Origin of the sequence: Microcella indica (genome assembly GCF_013414345.1) — a bacterium.
Classification (GTDB): domain Bacteria; phylum Actinomycetota; class Actinomycetes; order Actinomycetales; family Microbacteriaceae; genus Microcella; species Microcella indica.
The window spans coordinates 2,304,950-2,321,830 of record NZ_CP058670.1 but is presented as its reverse complement, the minus strand read 5'-3'; the positions used below and the strand labels follow the sequence as shown (position 1 = coordinate 2,321,830).

Sequence of the window (16,881 nt, the reverse complement as noted above, 5' to 3'; positions counted from 1 at the left end):
CGCGCGCGTGGCACACGCGGCGCACGTGGGCGAGCGCCAAGGGCGCGGGGTAGCGTGGGCGCGTGACTCGTCCGCTCGCCGTCGTCGATACGGCTGACCCGCTGCAGTGCCGGGCCGCCCTGCGCGAGGCGCTGAGCGGCGACGGGCCTGCGGTGCTGTTCCGCGGCGGGGGCGTGAACCCCGTGCACACGGCTCCGCTCGAGGTCGAGCAGCGCATCGCCGTCGTCGTGGAGACGAGCGGCACGACGGGCCGGCCGAAGCGCGTCGCGCTGAGCGCCGACGCCGTGCTCGCGAGTGCGGCGGCAAGCCAGAGCGCGCTCGGGGGCCCCGGCCAGTGGCTGCTCGCCCTGCCCGTGCAGTACATCGCGGGCATCAACGTGCTCGCCCGTTCGCTCGCCGCCGACATCGAGCCCGTGCCGGTGCCGCCGGGGCGCATGAGCGGCGCGCGCGTGCTGGCCGCAATCGAGCAGATGTCGCAGCCGACGCGCTTCACCGCGCTCGTGCCGGCCCAGCTCGCGAGGCTCGTCGACGACGCCGAGATGGATGCGCCCCTCCGCGAGGCGCTCGCCGGTTTCTCGCGCATCCTCGTCGGAGGCCAGGCGACTCCCGCGCCGCTCGTCGAGCGGGCGACGGCGCTCGGCTGGCGCATCACGCGCACCTACGGCTCGAGCGAGACGAGCGGCGGCTGCGTGTACGACGGCCGCCCGATCGGCCAGACCCACGTGCGCGTCGTCGACGGCCGCGTCGAGCTCGGGGGCCCCACGATCGCCGAGTACTACCTGGGCGACCCGGCGCGCACGGAGAGCTGCTTCATAGAGGACGACGGGGAGCGCTGGTACCGCACCGACGACGCTGGTGAGCTGGCCGATGACGGCACGTTGCGGGTGCTCGGCCGCCTCGACGACACGATCGTGTCGGGCGGTCTGAAGGTGCGCCTGGGCGAGGTGGAGCGCGTTGTGCGCGAGCAGTCGGGTCTCGACGACGCAGTCGTCGTGCCCGGCCACGACCCTGAGTGGGGCGAGGTGCCCGTCGTCGTCACGACGCGGCCGGCCGATCTCGCGGCGGTGCGGCGCGCGGTCGGTGCCGCCCTGGGCCCCGAGGCGCGCCCCGACCGCATCCGGGTGCTGGATGCTCTGCCGACGCTCCCGAGCGGCAAGCCCGACCGGCTCACGATCGCGCGCCTCGTCGACTGAGCCGCGCCCGCGTCACGGCTCCGCCGGTCGCCCGTGCCGCGGCTACACTCGCATCCGTGGCCTCCCCGACGAAGAAGACGAAGAAGAAGTCCGCGAAGCGCGCCCCCTCGAAGCGCACGAGCCCCGCGCGCACGAATCCTGCGAAGGCGAGTGCGGCGTCCGGCAACCCGGCGAAGGTGCGTCCCGCGACGGCGCGCGACTGGATCGCCGGCGCCCGGCTGCGCACCCTGAGCCTCGCCGTCGCGCCCGTCGCCCTCGGCACCGCGATCGCCTACAACACTCTCGGCTATAACCTCGCGATCGCGCTGCTGTGCCTCGCCGTCGCGGTCTTCCTGCAGGTCGGGGTGAACTTCGCCAACGACTACTCAGACGGTGTGCGCGGCACCGACCGTTACCGGGTCGGCCCGAGCCGGCTGACGGGATCGGGGGCTGCGAAGCCCCGCACGGTGCTCACCGTCGCGCTCGTGTTCTTCGGCCTCGGTGCGGCAGCGGGCCTCGCCGTCGTCGTGCTGACCGGCATCTGGTGGTTGCTCGCGGTCGGGGCGGTCGCGCTCATCGCCGCCTGGTTCTACACGGGCGGCAAGCGTCCGTACGGCTACGCGGGGCTCGGCGAGCTCGTCGCCTTCGTGTTCTTCGGCCTCGTTGCCACGGCGGGCACGACGTTCGTTCAGATCGAGCAGGTGCCCCTCGAGGCGTGGCTCGCCGGCATCATCGCGGGTCTCTTCGCCGCGGCGATCCTGCTCGTCAACAACATCCGCGATCGCGAGCAGGATGCGCTGGTCGCCAAGCGCACGCTCGCCGTGCGGCTCGGCGACCTACCGGCCCGCATCCTCTTCTCGGTGCTGCTCGCGAGTGCGTACGGCGTGCTCGTGCCGTTCGCCCTGCTCTTCCAGTGGGCACCCGCGGTGTACGGCACTCTCCTCATCAGTGCCCCCGTTATTCTCATCGTGCTGCTCGCGCGTACGGCGGGGGAGCTCGTGCTCGCGCTCAAGCTCACCTCGCTCGCCGCGCTGCTCACGGGGCTCGGGTTGGCCGCGGCGATCGCCTTCTAAGGGCTTCGCGAGCGGACGCGTCTCGCTCGACCCGCGTTGCGGGCGACCTCTCACCGAGCACCTTCCAGGACTGCGGAACTATGTGACCTGCGCTCAGAAAGTTCCGCAATTCTGGAAGCCAACGGCAGGCAGTGTTCGTGGGGTCGGCACTGAGGTGCCCAGCGCGTGGCTCAGGGGTGCGGCAGCAGCAGCGTGAACTCGGCGCCGGCGGCGCCGTCAGCGCCGCCCGTGGCATCTCGTTCTGCAGGCGCGGCACTCGCACTGCCGCCGTGCGCCTCGAGGATCGCGCGCGTGATGGCGAGGCCGAGTCCGGCGCCGCCGGCGAGGCCCAAGCGGGGGGAGGTGCGCGCCGCGTCGGCGCGCCATCCGGCGTCGAAGACATGGGGAAGGTCGGTCTCGGCGATGCCGGGCCCACGGTCGCGCACGCGCACGCGCCCCGCCCCCTCGTGCTCGTCGACGGCGATCGTGACGACACCGCCGATGGGGGAGTGCTCGATCGCGTTGACGACCACGTTGACGAGGGCGCGGCTGAAGGCCTGAGCATCTACGACGGCCGTGACCGCGTCGGTCGCCGAGAGCTCGAGAGTCACGTCGTGTTGGGCCGCGAGGGGTGCGAAGTCGGCGACGACATCGGAGGCGAGGTCGGTGAGCGAGACCGTCTCGGGAGCGAGTGTGAGCGTGCCGGCGTCGATACGCGAGAGCTCGAAGAGATCGCCGATGAGGGCGTGCAGGCGCGTCACGTGCGACCCGAGCTGGTGAGCGTGCCGCTCCGGCTCGGTCGAGAGGCCGTCCTCAAGGGTCTCGGCGATCGCGCGGATGCTCGCGAGAGGCGCGAGCAGGTCGTGCGCGATGCGGGCGACGAGGTCGCGCCGGGCCGCCTCCGCCCGCTCGGACGCGGTACGCGCCGCCGCGAGCCGATCGCTCGACTCCGCGAGCTCACCCTGCACGGCGTCGAGCTCCGCCGTCACACGGCGTGCCGGCTCGACGGTGTCGCCCGCCCCGAGCCGGCGGGCATCGCGGCCGAGGCCCCGGGCATCCCGCGAGAGCGCCAGGGTGAGGAGGAGCGCCATCGCGAGGGAGACGACGCCGCTCGCCGCCGTCACCGAGAGGGCGACCATCGTGTCGGAGTCGTTGATGTACATGCCGCCCGCGGTAAGGGCGATGCCGCCGGCGACGGCGCCGACGGCGGCAGCGACGATGACGATGACGTGCACGACGAGGGGCGCCCGGCGCGCGAGCCGCAACACGACGGCCGCGAGAAGCCCCGCGACGAGGGCGCTGCCCGCCGCGAAGCCCACAACCTGCACGTAGTCGGCGATCGTCATGGCGACTCAGCCCCCTCGGCGTCGGTCGGGGCAGGGTCGTGGCCCGCGGACTCGAGGTTGGCAGGATCGAGGTCGGCAGGATCGGGGCCAGCCGGATCGAGGCCAGCCGGGTCGAGCAGGTAGCCGACCCCCCACACGGTCGTGATGATGCGCGGGTGCGAAGGGTCCTGCTCGACCTTCTCGCGCAATCGCCGCACGTGCACAGTGATCGTTGACACGTCGCCGATCGTCCAGCCCCAGACCTCTTCGAGCAGCTCGTCGCGACGCAGTGTGCGGCCGGGGCGGCGCACGAGGTGCGCGAGCAGGTCGTGCTCGCGGGCGGTGAGGGCCAGCGGAGCGCCGTCGAGACTGATCGTGCGAGCAGCGGCGTCGAGGTGCAGGCGCCCCAGGGTCACGTCGCCGTCCACCTCCCGGTTCGCGGTCGAGCGGCGCAGGAGCGCCTCGGCGCGCAGCACCAGTTCGCGCGGCGAGAACGGCTTCGCGAGATAGTCGTCGACCCCGGCCTCGAGGCCCTCGATGCGGTGCTCGGCCTCGCCGAGAGCCGTGAGCATGATGATCGGCACGGTCGAGCGCTCCCGCAGTCGTCGCGCCACTTCGAGCCCGTCAACCCCCGGGATCATGCGGTCGAGCACGACGAGGTCGGGTTCCGACTCCTCCGCAGAGCGCAACGCGCGCACCGAATCGGGCGCCGTCGCCACCGTCGCGCCCGCCGCGCTCAAGTAGGTCGCGGCGATCTCGAGCAACGTCGGGTCGTCGTCGACCACGAGCACGCGTCGACCATCGAGCGGGCGGCTGAGCGCCGATGAGGCGGGGTCGCGACCCGACGACGCGACCCCGCCTGCGGAGCCCCCCGGCTCCGCCATCCCCCCTGCCTCAGGCGCCACGGTCACTCACCCCGCAGCACCCCTTCGAACTCGGCGATGGGGTTGTACCAGCCGAGGTCGAGGATGAGGGTCTGCAGAGCCTTGTCGGCCCCGACGATGACGACGACACCCACGATGATGAACAGCACCCCCATCGTGCGGCGGAACCAGCCGCGTGGGTCCGCGAGCCACCCCAGCCGGCGTGCGGCCCCCCGGCCGGCGAGCGAGATGAGCAGCAGCGGAATCGCCAGTCCGACGGCGTACAGGGCGACGTAGAGCACGCCCTCGGCGAAGGAGACCGGCAGCACGGTCGCCACGATGAGCGCGTAGGTGGGGCTGCAGCTGGAGAAGACGGGCCCGAGCGCCGCCCCCGTGAGGATGTCGCCGCCGATGCTCTGCCGCTGCACCGAGCCGTCGAGCGCGCGGTTGCTGCGCTCGCCGAGGCCGAGGCGCGTCGAGACTCGCTCCCACAGGCTCGGCGCGAGCAGGTTGATGCCGAGCAGGATGACGATGACGCCCGAGACGATCTGCCACACCTGGGTGGGAATGCCGAGCAGCGCCGTCGTCGCCTTCAGCAGCAGGGTGAAGGCGATGACGCTCACCGCGAGCGAGCCCGCGATGACGTAGGGGCGCACTCGTGCCCGGGTCGAGCCGGCGTCGTCGGCGACGATCGAGCCGCCGATGATGATCGGCAGCAGCGGCAGCACGCACGGCGCCGCGACGGTGAGGACGCCGGCGGCGAGGCTGACGAGAGCGAGCCCTTCCACGCCGCGAGCCTAGGGCGCCGCCGCCACGAGGGCGTCGAGGGTCGTGTCGGAGTACAGCACTTCGGTCGCGAGCGCCGCGCCGTCGTCGTCGACGAACACGATCGTCGTCTGGATCGTCACGCCGTACTGCTGGCGCAGGCCCGTCGCGGTGTCGAAGTCGACCTTGATGATCGTCAGGTCGTCGGGAATCTCCCCCGAGAGGATGCTCTCCTCGAGCGCACGGCACTGCGGGCACCACGGCGCGTGGAAGAAGAGTGCCTTCGAGCCGGCGGTCTCCTCGATGATGCCGTCGCGGTACTCGACGTAGGCGCCTGCCTGCGCGGCGTCCCCGCTCGAGCCGGCCCCGGCATCCGGAGCATCGTCGTCCCCGTCGTCGTCCATCGGCTCGCTCGCGCCGGGCGCGGGAGTCACCGTGCTCGACGGGTCGGCCGTGGGATCGTCGACCGGTGTGCAGCCGGCGACCACGAGGGCCAGGGCGGTCGCGAGGGTAGCCAGTCGCAGAAGGGGCGCGGGAGAGGTCATGAGGAGAATCTAGGCGCCCGCCCGGTCGAGCCGACAGCGCGCGAGCTTACGAAACCCTTACCGCCAGCCGCGCGAACCGCACCCGTACCGCGCGCCGCGGTCAGCGATTCCCGAGCGCCGCGTCCTCGGCGTCGGCGTCGGGGTCCTCCGGCGTCTCGCGCGTGCGACGGGCGGCGAGGTCGGCGGCGACCGCGTGGCGCAGGCCGGGGAAGAAGATGTACGAGACCGTGAACGCGATGATCGTGGCGAGGATCGCCGCCCACCACCACTCGAGTTGTGCGAGCAGAAGGAGCGCCAGGACGCCGCCGAACAGTCCGAACCGCAGGAGGCTGTAGGCGATCCAGGGGCTCATGCTCCCAGTCTACGAGCGCGACCAGGGTGCAGGCTGCGCACGGGCCGCTCTCGGGCGCCGCCCAGTGCGGATGACTACAGTAGGGGCATGCCCAGAGTCATCGTCGTGCTCGTGGTGGTGGCCGTCGCCTTCACGGTCTACACGCTCGTTGACGTCCTGCTCACCGACCGTGGGCGCGTCCGAGCGATGCCGAAGGCGGCGTGGGCCGTGCTCGTGGTCGTCCTCCCCGTGCTCGGCGGCATCCTGTGGCTCATCGTCGGCAAGGCGCGGCGTGGCCCCGGCCGCACGAGCCGCACGGTCGCTCCCGACGACGATCCGGCGTTCCTCGGTACCCTCGGCCGCGACGAGGTGGCACGCCGTGCCGAGCAGGACGAGCGCCTGCGCCGTCTCGAGCAGGAGCTCGCCGATCTCGACGATGACAACCCTCCCCCCGCTGAGCGCTGACTCGCCGGCCTCGGCGTCCGCGGCGGCCCTGCTCGAGGGCCTCGTGGCGCACGGGGTCGCCGATGTGGTGCTGAGCCCCGGCTCGCGCTCGCAGGCCCTCGCTCTCGCCGCCGCCGCCTTCGCGCGTGCAGGGCACCTTCGCGTCACGGTGCGCATCGACGAGCGCGTCGCCGGATTCACCGCCCTCGGCCTCGCCGTGCAGACCGGCCGGCCGGTCGCGATCGTGTGCACCTCGGGCACCGCGGTCGCCAACCTGCATCCTGCCGTCCTCGAAGCCCACCACTCGGGCGTTCCGCTCATCGTGCTGACCGCCGACCGTCCCGCCGAGCTGCGCGGCATCGGCAGCAATCAGACGACCGTCCAGCCGGGTATCTTCGGCGATCTCGTGCGCGCCGACTGGGATGCTCCCGCCCCGACGGGCGCGCCCGGTGAGCGCGAGGATGCTCGCACCCTTGCCGCCCTCGCGGTCAGGGCGAGCGCCGAGGGCCCTGTGCACCTCAACCTCGCGTACCGCGAACCGTTGAGCGGGAGCATCCTCGTGCCCGACCGCATCGATGCCCCAGCCGCTGCGGAGGACGCGCCGCCGACCGAGCCGGGGCTGACGCTCGACCTCGTGCCCGACGACGCGACCGTCGTCATCGCAGGCCACGGCGCCGGACCGGCCGCCGAGCAGCTCGCCGTCGATCTGGGTGCTCCGCTCATCGCGGAAGTATCGAGCGGCGCACGCTTCGGCCGCCACCTCGTCGTCGCCTACCGCGACGTGCTGCGCGGGCCGCACGGCGAGGCCGTCGGCCGGGCGATCGTTCTCGGCCACCCGACCCTCAGTCGCGAGGTGCCCGCCCTGCTGGAACGCGGCGACGTCGAGACGATCGTCGTGCGCACCCCCGGCGTCGAGGCGTACAACCCCGGCCATCGCGCGCGCATCGTGGACGGGGTGCGCGTGCAGGGCGCCCCCGATCGCGCGGTCGTGCGGCGCTGGGTCGGTGGCTGGGTGAGCATGTCGCGCGCCGTGCTCGAGTCGCAGGAGCCCGGCGACCCGGCTCCCGACCTCTCGCTCGCCGTCTCGAGCGACCGAGGCGTGCGCGCCGCCTTCGCCTCCGCCGAGCTGGCGGTGCTGCGCGCACCCGTCGACCGGCGGATGCTCGTGCGCGCCGTGTGGGCGGCCACCTGGCCGCACGATCGACTCGTGCTGGCGGCATCCCGGCTCATCCGCGTCGCCGACGCGATCGTGCCCGGCAAGGCGATTCCGGTGCACGCCAACCGCGGGCTCGCGGGCATCGACGGCACGGTGTCGACGGCGACGGGCATGGCGCTCGGCGCCGCCGACGTCGAGACGACGGCGACGCCCGGCACGACGCGCGTGCTCCTCGGCGACCTCGCCCTCCTCCACGACGCTGGCGCACTGCTCGCCCCCCTGCCCGACGATCTGCGGCTGCACGTCATCGTCGGCAACGACGGCGGCGGCACGATCTTCGACGAGCTCGAAGTGGCCGCGACCGCGCCCGCCGACGACTTCGAGCGGGTCATGCGCACGCCCCACGCCGTCGACCTCGCGGCGCTCGCCGCGGCCGGCGGGTGGGCCTACCGGAAGGTGACGACGCGCGCCGAGCTCGATGACGCCCTCACTGCGCCCGAGCCCCGCCTCCTCGTCGACGTGCCACTGAGCGACTGACCGCCGAATGACGGGCGGGTAGCCTCGGGCCATGGACGAACTGCTGCGGGCCCCCGCCGACGTGCGACTGCGCGACATCGACACGCGCTCCACTCCCGGCTTCGACGGTGACAAGGCCGACGGTGAGAAGGCGCTCGCCGATGGTGTCGACGAGCTGAGCACCCTGCAGGAGCGGCTCCATGCCGCGAGCACCGCCGGTGAGACGCGCCGCGTGCTGCTCGTCATCCAGGCCATGGACACGGCGGGCAAGGGCGGCATCGTGCGCCACGTCATCGGCTCCGTCGACCCGCAGGGTGTTCAGCTGGCAGCGTTCAAGCGCCCCACTGAGGAGGAGCTCAGCCACCACTTCCTGTGGCGCGTCGAGAAGCAGCTGCCCGCCGTCGGCAAGATCGGCGTCTTCGACCGCTCCCACTACGAGGACGTGCTCATCGGGCGCGTGCGCGAGCTCGCTCCCGCCGACGAGATCGAGCAGCGCTACGACGACATCACTGAGTTCGAGCGCCGCGTCGCCGACAGCGGCACGAGCATCGTCAAGGTCATGCTGCACATCTCGAAGGATGAGCAGCAGGAGCGCCTCGCCGAGCGGCTGGACCGCCCCGACAAGCACTGGAAGTACAACCCGGGCGACATCGATGAGCGGATGCTCTGGGCCGAGTACGAGCGCGCCTACGAGCTCGCCATCCAGCGCACGGATGCCGACCACGCGCCCTGGTTCATCGTGCCCGCCGACCGCAAGTGGTATGCCCGGCTCGCGGTGCAGACCCTGCTGCTGTCCGCTCTGCGCGACCTCGACCCGCAGTGGCCGACGGCCGACTTCGACGTCGAGCTCGAGAAGCAGCGTCTCGCCGACTCGTAAGCCCTACCGCAGACTGTCGGCAATCGGCCGGAACTTCATGCGCGTCTCGGCGAGCTCGGCCTCGGGGTCGGAGTCGGCGACGATGCCGGCACCGGCATGCGCGGTGAGCAGCCCTTCGGCGTCGACGGTGGCGCAGCGCAGTGCGATGACCCACTCGCCGTCGCCGTCCTGGTCGATCCAACCGACGGGTGCCGCGTAGCGACCGCGGTCGAAGGGTTCGAGCGCGGCGATGAGGGCGAGGGCGTCGGCGGTCGGTGATCCCGCGACGGCCGCGGTGGGGTGCAGCGCGGCGACGAGGTCGAGCGCGCTGGACTGCTCGCCGAGCTCGATCGCGACGTCGGTGGCGAGGTGCCAGAGGTTGGGCAGCTTGAGGGTGAAGGGCAGTTCGCTCGCCGTGACGGCGCGCGCATGGGGGCGCAGCGACTGCAGCACGCTCTGCACGGCGAAGGCGTGCTCGTCGAGGTCTTTCGTGCTCGTCGCGAGCGTCGCGGCGGCGGCGGCGTCGTCGGCGGCGTTGGCTCCTCGCGCGGTGCTGCCCGCGAGCACGCGCGCGCTCGCTTCGCGGGCGTGCACGTTGACGAGGGTCTCGGGGCTCGCGCCGAAGAGGCCGTCGACGGCGAAGGTGAGGCAGTCGGGGTAGGCCTGGGCGAGCTCGTCGACGAGCGCGCGACGGTCACTGTCGGCAGGAATGCGGGCGGTCGCATCCCGGGCGATGACGACCTTCTCGAGCTCTCCGCCGCGGATGCGCGTGAGGGCGTCGGAGACGACGCCCATGAAGGCGTCGCGGCTGAGGCTCGAGGCGGCGAGCGTGGCGCGCGGGCGCTCGCCGATCGGCTGCGCCTGGGGAGTGGAGACGGGTTCGAGGCCGTCCTGCTCGACGCTCAGGCGCGTGACCCAGGAGACTCCCTCATGGCGGCCGACGATGAGCTCGGGCACGATGAGCGCGCTCGTGGCGCCCGAGTCGTCGGCGAAGGCGAAGGTGCCGAACGCGACGAGTCCCGTGCCGGGACGGCGCACCGGGTCGTCGACGTGAGCGAGGCCGCTCACTGCGCGCCACTGGGCGGCGGCGTCGGCAATCCTGTCGGGGCCCCGGTAGTCGAGCCGCAGCGCTTCTCCCACGCCGACGATGCCGTCGCCGCGACGCAGAGCGAGCAGAGGGCTGCCCGGTTCCGCGTAGGGCAGGAGCGGCCCGGGGTCGGGCACGATCTCGGTGACGACTCGCAGCACGGTGGCGGCAGGATGCGCCGCGGGCGCAGCGGGGGAGGGCACGGATCGAGCGTACTCTGCGCTTCCTGCGCTGCTGTTGCGCACTCGACGCCTGCCCAGGCGGCTCACGGTCAACCCCGGGCGACCGCTCACTAGACTCGGTGTGTGACGAGGGCAGACCTGACGAAGACGCCGCGCGAGGTCGCGGCGATGTTCGACGGCGTGGCGCGCCGATACGACCGCACGAATGCCGTGCTGTCGGTCGGCAACGCGGGCCTGTGGCGCGCGGCGACGGGCCGGGCGGTCGCCCCCCAGCCGGGGGAGCGCATCCTCGACATCGCGGCGGGCACGGGCACGAGCGCTGCGGCTCTCTCCAAGTCGGGTGCGAAGGTCATCGCCCTCGACTTCTCGCAGGGCATGGTCGAGGAGGGCCGACGACGGCACCCGGGCCTCGAGTTCGTGCAGGGCGATGCCGAGAAGCTGCCGTTCGGTGATGACGAGTTCGATGCGGTGACGATCAGCTTCGGCCTGCGCAACGTGCAGCGCCCGCAGGTGGCGCTCGCCGAGATGTACCGCGTGCTCAAGCCGGGCGGGCGGCTCGTGATCTGCGAGTTCTCGCGGCCCCCCGTCGGGGTCGTACGCGCTGGCTACTTCGCCTACCTGCGCTACGTCATGCCTCTCGTGGCGGGTGCGGCAAGCTCGAACCCCGAGGCGTACCGCTATCTCTTCGACTCGATCAAGGACTGGCCAGACCAGACCCGGTTGAGCCAGTGGTTGCGCGGTGCGGGATTCACGCGAGTCGCGTACCGTAACCTCACGACGGGCGTCGTCGCTCTGCATCGTGGCCGCAAGCCGGCCAATGCGGCGATCCGCGCGTCCGTCGCTCAGCGCCGAGCGCGCTCGACCGAGTCGAGCACCTCGACCGATGCGGCCGCGTCCTCGTCCTTCACGGCGCTGTAGCCTCCTTCCTCTCGACAGATCGGCAGATCCGGTGACCCACGGCACTCCCCTCGCCCGCCGCAGCAAGACGCTCAGCGCGTCGCTGGGCCTCGGCGAGAAGCTCTTCGCCTCGAGCGAGGAGCGGCGCTTCGCCGACGCGATCGAGGAGGGCCTCGCGGAGGTCGAGGCGGGCCTGCTGCGCGAGGTGAGCTTCGCCGATGACATGGCGGATGTCGCCTCCCGCTACCTGCTCGAGGCGGGGGGCAAGCGCATCCGCCCCGTGCTGACGCTCCTCACCGCCCAGCTGGGCGAGGGCAACAACGCTGCGGTCATCACGGCAGCGCAGGCGATCGAGATCACCCACCTGGCGTCGCTCTACCACGACGACGTCATGGACGAGGCGGAGATGCGCCGCGGGGTTCCGAGCGCGCAGAGCGTGTGGGGCAACTCGGTGGCGATCCTCACGGGCGACCTGCTGTTCGCACGTGCGAGCAAGCTCGTCGCGAGCCTCGGCGAGGGCGCGATCAAGCTGCAGGCCGACACTTTCGAGCGCCTGTGCCTCGGCCAGCTTCACGAGACGGTGGGCCCGCGTCTCGAGGACGACCCGATCGACCACTACCTGCAGGTGCTCGCCGACAAGACCGGGTCGCTCATCTCCGCGGCGGCGCAGATGGGCGTCATCTTCTCGGGAGCACCGGAGGAGTACGCCGAGCCCGTCGTGGTCTTCGGCGAGAAGATCGGTGTCGCCTTCCAGCTCATCGACGACGTCATCGACCTGGCCGAGCCGGAGTCGGAGACGGGCAAGGCGCAGGGCACTGACCTGCGCAGCGGCGTCGCGACCCTGCCTCTGCTCTACTTGCGCCGTGCTGCGCAGAGCGACGCGAGTGCCGCCGACCTGCTGGACCGCATCGAGCGGCACGTCGTGGCTGGTGGCACCGAGGAGGAGCTCGCCGCGGCGATCGCCGAGCTGCGCGCCCACCCCGTGACGGAGGAGACGCTCGACGAGGCGCGCCGCTGGGCGGATGACGCCGTCGCCGCGCTCGCGCCCTTGCCGCCGAGCCCGGTCACGAAGGCCCTCACCAAGTTCGCGGAAGCCGTCGTCGACCGCAGCAAGTAGTCTCGATCCTCGTGGCTCCGCCGCCTCCGCCGATCCAGAAAGTGCTCTACTTCACATGACCAAGCTCAGGCTCGCCATCGTGGGCGCCGGCCCCGCCGGCATCTACGCCGCCGACCTCCTCCTCAAGCACGATCGGGCGTTCGAGGTCTCGATCGACCTGTTCGAGCAGCTGCCCGCACCGTACGGGCTCGTGCGCTACGGGGTCGCCCCTGATCACCCGCGCATCAAGGGCATCGTCAATGCGCTGCGCGAGGTGCTGGATTCGGGTGACATCCGCGTCTTCGGCAACGTGCGGTACGGCGCCGACATCACGCTGGACGACCTCAAGCGGCATTATCACGCGGTCATCTTCTCGACGGGCGCGGTGCGGGATGCTCCACTCGAGCTGCCCGGCATCGACGCGCACGGCAGCTACGGTGCCGCTGACTTCGTCAGCTGGTACGACGGGCATCCTGATGTTCCGCGCGAGTGGCCGCTCGAGGCGCAGTCGGTGGCGGTCGTCGGCAACGGCAACGTGGCGCTCGATGTCGCGCGCATGCTCGCGAAGCACCCGGAGGATCTGCTGCCGACGGAGGTGCCCGAGAACGTGTACGCGGGCCTCCAGGCATCACCCGTGACGGATGTGCACGTGTTCGGGCGCCGCGGCCCGATGCAGGTGAAGTTCACGCCCCTGGAGCTGCGAGAACTCGGCGAGCTGCGCGACGTGGACATGATCGTGCACGAGGAGGACTTCGATCACGACCCGGCCTCGCGCGACGCGATCACGTCGAACAAGCAGCTGACGGTCATCGACCGCATCTTCACGCAGTGGCGCAGCCGGGAGACGGGAAGCGCGTCTCGGCGCTTGCACCTGCACTTCTACGCGCGCCCCGTGGAGGTGCTGACGACGGATGGTGCGGTGAGCGGCTTCCGGTACGAGCGCACGGAGCCGGACGGCCAGGGCGGTGTGCGCGGCACGGGCGAGTTCCGCGAGGTCGAGGTGCAGGCCCTGTATCGCGCGGTCGGTTACTTCGGGTCGCCGCTCGACGGCATCCCGTTCGATGAGCGTCACGGCGTGATCCCGAATCACGAGGGTCAGGTGCTCGGCGACGACAACGACCAGTTGCCGGGCGTGTACGCAACGGGCTGGATCAAGCGCGGCCCGGTGGGGCTCATCGGTCACACCAAAAGCGACGCGATGGAGACGATCCAGCACCTGGTGAAGGATCAGAGCTCGTGGTGGACTCCCGCCGAGCCTGCCGAGCAGGCGGTGACCGATCTGCTCGACGGTCGCGGCGTGCTGTACACGAACCTCGACGGGTGGCACCGTCTCGATGCCCACGAGGTGTCGCTCGGCGAGAAGCAGGGCCGCGAGCGCATCAAGGTCGTGCCGCGCGACGAGATGATCCGCATCTCCCGCGACTGAGCATCCGCGTCAGACGGCGGAGTCGGCGGTCGTCGTCCAGCCGAGGGCGACCAGCTCGCGCAGCACGTCCAGGTCGATGACCGACAGTCGCGTGACGTAGACGCACGCGACAGCGGCGGTGTGCGGCCCGAGGCGGTCGAGCAGCGGGGGCGAGTCGGGGTGCTCGGTGAGCCCGTACAGGGAGAGCTTGGCCTTGCGGGGAGAGAACCCCGTGCGCAGCCAGACGCCATCGTGCCCGCTCGCATAGCGATAGGTGTACTGGCCGAACCCCACGATCGACGGGCCCCACATGACGGGCTCCGCGCCCGTGGCGGCGCGGTACACCTCCACGAGCTCGGCGCCCTCGGCGCTGCGTCGAGCGTCGAGCGTCGCGAGGAACTCCTCGACGGGCACATCGGTCGGCAGGGTCTTCTGCGTCATGGGGGCACCCTACGCTCGCGGCCGCGCCGTCGCTACTGCACGGTCGCCGTCACGCGCGCGAGGTCGTCGAAGATGCGCATATGGCGAGGCCGGCGCATCCAGTCCTCCAGCGTGAGCTCGCGAGAGTTGTCGCGATAGGACTGCTCGATCGCCCGCAGCTCGCTGATGATGCTCGCCCCCCGCACCATGACCGACACCTCGAGGTTGAGGCTGAACGAGCGCATATCCATGTTGCTCGAGCCGATCACGGCCACCTGGTCGTCGATCGTGAAGTGCTTCGCGTGCAGCACCGTGGGTGCGCGGTACAGCCAGATGCGCACCCCCGCCCGCAGCAGCTCCTCGTAGTAGGAGCGCTGGGCGTGGAACACGAGCGGCTGATCGCCGATCTCCGACGCGAAGAGCTGCACGTCGAGCCCGCTCTGCGCGGCCGTCGTGATCGCGTACAGCATCGACTCGTCCGGCACGAAGTACGGCGAGCAGATCTGAATCTGCTCCTGCGCCGCATACAGCAAAGAGTTGAAGAGCCGCAGGTTGTTCTCGCCCTCGAACGCCGGCCCGCTCGGCACCACCTGGGCGTCCAGAATGCGCGTCGGGTCGGCCTCCACGACCGCCGGAGTCTCCCGCAACAGCAGCTCATCCGTCTCGCTGTACCAGTCCGTCGCGAACAGAGCGTCGACACCGGCGACGATCGGCCCCTCGAACCGCACCATGAGCTCCTTCCACTCCAGTCGACCCGACCAGTGGGGGCCGCGGTGGTAGGTGCGCTCGATGAGGTTCTGCGACCCCGTGAAGGCCACGCGCCCGTCGACGATGAGGAACTTGCGGTGGTTGCGCAGGTCGGGTCGCTGGTACTGGCCCCGCCACGGGCGCACGGGGAGCATCCGGTGCCACAGGGCGCCGATCGCGTCGAGGCGACGCAGCATGCTGCGATACCCGCGCACGCGCAACGAGGCCACATGGTCGAACAGCACGCGCACCGTGACGCCGCGATCGACAGCGCGCCCGAGGGCGGCGAAGAACGGCTCGGTCTCCTCATCGACCGACATGATGTAGAACTCGACGTGCACCGACCGGGTTGCCGCGTCGATCTCCTCCGTCATCGACCGCAGCGACTCCGTGTAGTCGGCGATGAGCTCGGCAGAGTTGCCGCCCACGAGAGGCATCGAACCCAGGTTGCGGTTGAGCTGCGCGATCGGCATGAGCCACGGCGGCCAGGGCTCGTTCGTCGACACCTGGTCCATACCGACCGTCGTGTCGAGAATGTACTGGTTGATCTCCACCTGCTTCTCTCGGCGGCGCTTGGGCAGCCGCCGAGACCCGAGCGTGAGGAAGAGCAGGAAGCCGACGATCGGCAGGATGTAGATGAGCAGCAGCCAGGCGAGCGCGCTCTGCGGTCGACGATTGCGGGGCACGATCACGAGCGAGACGAGCGCGATCGTCACGATCGTGAGCAGCAGCAGCCCGGCGACGATCGCGACGATCACGGCTCCGGCGCCGCTCCCCGTGCCCTCGTCCACCATGCGCGCAGTCTACTGAGCGGCATCGGTCGCGGCCGGGGACTCCCGTGCGGCGATCGCCGCCGCGAGAGTGGCCGAGCCCGCGAGCGCCACGACGAGCGCCACCACCGCGGGCCAGTCGCCGACCACGAACAGCACGCCGCCGAGCCAGCCGGCGGCGCTCGACCCGGCGTAGTAGCTGAGCGTGTAGATGCTCGCGGCCTGGGCCCGCCCCACCCTCGCGCGCGCTCCGATCCACCCGGAGGCCACGGCGTGGCCGGCGAAGAACCCGGCGGTGAGGGCGACGAGACCCACGATGACGACCGCGAGCACGGGCGCCAGGGTGAGCAGCGCGCCCACGAGCACGAGCGCGCCGGAGGCGAGAAGCACGCCTCGTCGGCCCACCCGCTCCACGAGGGCGCCCGCCATGCGCGAGGAGAGCGTACCGGCGAGGTAGGCGGTGAAGAGCAGCGACGCGACCGCGGGCGGGAGCCCGAACGGCGCCTCTTCGAGGTGGAAGCCCAGATAGTTGTACATCGTGACGAGCGCGCCCATGAGGAGCGCACCCTGCAGCCACAGAGCCACGACCACACGATCGCGCGCGAGCGTGCGCACGACCGAGACGATGTGCCGCGCGCCGCGCACGGTGCCCGGCTGAAAGCCGCGAGCCCGCGGGGCGAGAACGAGGAACACGACCGCCGCGACCGCGGCGACGGCCGCGGCGGCGGCGAGCCCTCCGCGCCAGTCGCTCAGCTCGGCGACCGGCGCCGCGACGAGCCGCCCCGTGAGGCCGCCGACGCTCGTTCCCGCGACGTAGGTCGCGGCGGCGACCGCCGCGTGCCGCCGGTCGACCTCCTCGCTCAGGTAGGTGAGCGCGACCGCAGGGAGGCCTCCGAGGGCGACGCCCTCGACGATGCGGATTCCGACGAGCAGCTCGATGCTCGGCGCGAGCGGCGCGAGAAGCCCGAGGGCGCTCGCGCTGACGAGTGCGATGCGCATCGCGGCGAGCCGGCCGATGCGATCGGCGACCCACGACCACGGCAGCACGGCGAGGGCGAGCCCCGCCGTCGTGCCCGACACCGTGAGTGCGGCGGTCGCGGGCCCGACCTCGAGGTCGCGTGCGATCTGCGGCAGCACGCCCTGCGCCGACCACAGCTGCGTGAAGGTCGCGATGCCCGCGACGAAGAGCGCGGCGAGCAGGCGCCCGTACTCCCGGCTGCCACGCGGGTGACCGCCGAAGTCACTCGTCACG

The 16,881-nt window shown here is 71.7% G+C and carries 17 protein-coding genes; 8 read left to right on the top strand and 9 right to left on the bottom strand.

Features of this window, described 5'->3' with window-relative positions; genetic code table 11:
• Nucleotides 1-62: 62 nt before the first annotated feature.
• Together HUJ41_RS11285 and HUJ41_RS11280 are read left to right on the top strand one after the other, a co-directional pair.
• A complete protein-coding gene (locus tag HUJ41_RS11285) occupies nucleotides 63-1,193 on the top strand; it encodes an AMP-binding protein (RefSeq protein WP_179872630.1) in 1,131 nt (376 codons plus the stop codon).
• A gap of 56 nt (nucleotides 1,194-1,249) precedes the next feature.
• Complete coding sequence (locus tag HUJ41_RS11280) at nucleotides 1,250-2,245, top strand: 1,4-dihydroxy-2-naphthoate polyprenyltransferase (RefSeq protein WP_348531833.1); 996 nt, start codon at nucleotides 1,250-1,252, stop codon at nucleotides 2,243-2,245.
• A gap of 170 nt (nucleotides 2,246-2,415) precedes the next feature.
• Here HUJ41_RS11280 and HUJ41_RS11275 read toward each other — a convergent pair whose 3' ends face one another.
• From HUJ41_RS11275 to HUJ41_RS11255, 5 genes are all read right to left on the bottom strand, one after another.
• A complete protein-coding gene (locus tag HUJ41_RS11275; protein ID WP_179872629.1) occupies nucleotides 2,416-3,570 on the bottom strand; it encodes a sensor histidine kinase in 1,155 nt (384 codons plus the stop codon).
• The gene (locus tag HUJ41_RS11270; protein WP_179872628.1) at nucleotides 3,567-4,433 is read right to left on the bottom strand and encodes a response regulator transcription factor; all 867 of its coding nucleotides are present in this window, start codon (nucleotides 4,431-4,433) and stop codon (nucleotides 3,567-3,569) included. The genes HUJ41_RS11275 and HUJ41_RS11270 overlap by 4 nt, the downstream gene beginning before the upstream one ends.
• 23 nt (nucleotides 4,434-4,456) lie before the next feature.
• On the bottom strand, nucleotides 4,457-5,200 hold the full coding sequence (locus tag HUJ41_RS11265; RefSeq protein ID WP_179872627.1) for a cytochrome c biogenesis CcdA family protein: 744 nt from the start codon (nucleotides 5,198-5,200) through the stop codon (nucleotides 4,457-4,459).
• 9 nt (nucleotides 5,201-5,209) lie between these two features.
• Nucleotides 5,210-5,722 carry a thioredoxin family protein gene (locus HUJ41_RS11260; RefSeq protein WP_179872626.1) on the bottom strand — a complete coding sequence of 171 codons (513 nt, stop codon included), beginning with the start codon at nucleotides 5,720-5,722 and terminating at the stop codon, nucleotides 5,210-5,212.
• Nucleotides 5,723-5,822: 100 nt separating this feature from the next.
• Nucleotides 5,823-6,074 carry a DUF4229 domain-containing protein gene (locus HUJ41_RS11255; protein ID WP_179872625.1) on the bottom strand — a complete coding sequence of 84 codons (252 nt, stop codon included), beginning with the start codon at nucleotides 6,072-6,074 and terminating at the stop codon, nucleotides 5,823-5,825.
• An 87-nt stretch (nucleotides 6,075-6,161) separates the two neighbouring features.
• Here HUJ41_RS11255 and HUJ41_RS11250 point away from each other — a divergent pair, with 87 nt between their 5' ends.
• The 3 genes from HUJ41_RS11250 to HUJ41_RS11240 are packed head-to-tail and all read left to right on the top strand — an operon-like array spanning nucleotide 6,162 to nucleotide 9,046.
• The gene (locus tag HUJ41_RS11250; RefSeq protein ID WP_179872624.1) at nucleotides 6,162-6,518 is read left to right on the top strand and encodes a PLDc N-terminal domain-containing protein; all 357 of its coding nucleotides are present in this window, start codon (nucleotides 6,162-6,164) and stop codon (nucleotides 6,516-6,518) included.
• A complete protein-coding gene (gene menD, locus HUJ41_RS11245) occupies nucleotides 6,490-8,190 on the top strand; it encodes a 2-succinyl-5-enolpyruvyl-6-hydroxy-3-cyclohexene-1-carboxylic-acid synthase (protein ID WP_179872623.1) in 1,701 nt (566 codons plus the stop codon). Before HUJ41_RS11250 ends, menD begins: the two co-directional genes overlap by 29 nt.
• A 31-nt stretch (nucleotides 8,191-8,221) precedes the next feature.
• On the top strand, nucleotides 8,222-9,046 hold the full coding sequence (locus tag HUJ41_RS11240) for a PPK2 family polyphosphate kinase (protein ID WP_179872622.1): 825 nt from the start codon (nucleotides 8,222-8,224) through the stop codon (nucleotides 9,044-9,046).
• Between the two features lie 3 nt (nucleotides 9,047-9,049).
• Here the strand turns inward: HUJ41_RS11240 and HUJ41_RS11235 are convergent, their stop codons facing one another.
• Nucleotides 9,050-10,315 carry an isochorismate synthase gene (locus HUJ41_RS11235; protein ID WP_224744475.1) on the bottom strand — a complete coding sequence of 422 codons (1,266 nt, stop codon included), beginning with the start codon at nucleotides 10,313-10,315 and terminating at the stop codon, nucleotides 9,050-9,052.
• Between the two features lie 102 nt (nucleotides 10,316-10,417).
• Here HUJ41_RS11235 and HUJ41_RS11230 point away from each other — a divergent pair, with 102 nt between their 5' ends.
• From HUJ41_RS11230 to HUJ41_RS11220, 3 genes are read left to right on the top strand one after another with little or no spacing between them, the layout of a single operon-like run.
• Nucleotides 10,418-11,212, top strand: a complete 795-nt coding sequence (locus HUJ41_RS11230) for a class I SAM-dependent methyltransferase (RefSeq protein WP_224744474.1) — start codon at nucleotides 10,418-10,420, stop codon at nucleotides 11,210-11,212.
• Nucleotides 11,213-11,243: 31 nt separating this feature from the next.
• Entirely contained in the window at nucleotides 11,244-12,308 is a 1,065-nt protein-coding gene (locus HUJ41_RS11225) for a polyprenyl synthetase family protein (RefSeq protein WP_246299226.1), read from the top strand.
• Between the two features lie 55 nt (nucleotides 12,309-12,363).
• Nucleotides 12,364-13,713 (top strand): FAD-dependent oxidoreductase, encoded by a 1,350-nt coding sequence (locus HUJ41_RS11220; protein WP_179872620.1) that lies wholly within the window; start codon nucleotides 12,364-12,366, stop codon nucleotides 13,711-13,713.
• Between the two features lie 9 nt (nucleotides 13,714-13,722).
• On the opposite strand, the gene HUJ41_RS11215 is transcribed toward HUJ41_RS11220, so the two are convergent.
• From HUJ41_RS11215 to HUJ41_RS11205, 3 genes are read right to left on the bottom strand one after another with little or no spacing between them, the layout of a single operon-like run.
• Nucleotides 13,723-14,133, bottom strand: a complete 411-nt coding sequence (locus tag HUJ41_RS11215) for a DUF1801 domain-containing protein (RefSeq protein ID WP_179872619.1) — start codon at nucleotides 14,131-14,133, stop codon at nucleotides 13,723-13,725.
• 32 nt (nucleotides 14,134-14,165) lie between these two features.
• Entirely contained in the window at nucleotides 14,166-15,653 is a 1,488-nt protein-coding gene (gene cls, locus HUJ41_RS11210; RefSeq protein WP_179872618.1) for a cardiolipin synthase, read from the bottom strand.
• A 9-nt stretch (nucleotides 15,654-15,662) separates the two neighbouring features.
• Nucleotides 15,663-16,880, bottom strand: a complete 1,218-nt coding sequence (locus HUJ41_RS11205; RefSeq protein ID WP_179872617.1) for an MFS transporter — start codon at nucleotides 16,878-16,880, stop codon at nucleotides 15,663-15,665.
• Nucleotide 16,881 lies beyond the last annotated feature (1 nt).

What these genes read in the sequence shown, in the direction of transcription:
- HUJ41_RS11255 (WP_179872625.1), bottom strand. Translation starts at nt 6,074, where the DNA reads ATGAGCCCCTGGATCGCCTACAGCCTCCTGCGGTTCGGACTGTTCGGC.
- HUJ41_RS11240 (WP_179872622.1), top strand. Translation starts at nt 8,222, where the DNA reads ATGGACGAACTGCTGCGGGCCCCCGCCGACGTGCGACTGCGCGACATC.
- menD (WP_179872623.1), top strand. Translation starts at nt 6,490, where the DNA reads ATGACAACCCTCCCCCCGCTGAGCGCTGACTCGCCGGCCTCGGCGTCC.
- HUJ41_RS11260 (WP_179872626.1), bottom strand. Translation starts at nt 5,722, where the DNA reads ATGACCTCTCCCGCGCCCCTTCTGCGACTGGCTACCCTCGCGACCGCC.
- HUJ41_RS11270 (WP_179872628.1), bottom strand. Translation starts at nt 4,433, where the DNA reads ATGGCGGAGCCGGGGGGCTCCGCAGGCGGGGTCGCGTCGTCGGGTCGC.
- cls (WP_179872618.1), bottom strand. Translation starts at nt 15,653, where the DNA reads ATGGTGGACGAGGGCACGGGGAGCGGCGCCGGAGCCGTGATCGTCGCG.
- HUJ41_RS11215 (WP_179872619.1), bottom strand. Translation starts at nt 14,133, where the DNA reads ATGACGCAGAAGACCCTGCCGACCGATGTGCCCGTCGAGGAGTTCCTC.
- HUJ41_RS11220 (WP_179872620.1), top strand. Translation starts at nt 12,364, where the DNA reads ATGACCAAGCTCAGGCTCGCCATCGTGGGCGCCGGCCCCGCCGGCATC.
- HUJ41_RS11250 (WP_179872624.1), top strand. Translation starts at nt 6,162, where the DNA reads ATGCCCAGAGTCATCGTCGTGCTCGTGGTGGTGGCCGTCGCCTTCACG.
- HUJ41_RS11275 (WP_179872629.1), bottom strand. Translation starts at nt 3,570, where the DNA reads ATGACGATCGCCGACTACGTGCAGGTTGTGGGCTTCGCGGCGGGCAGC.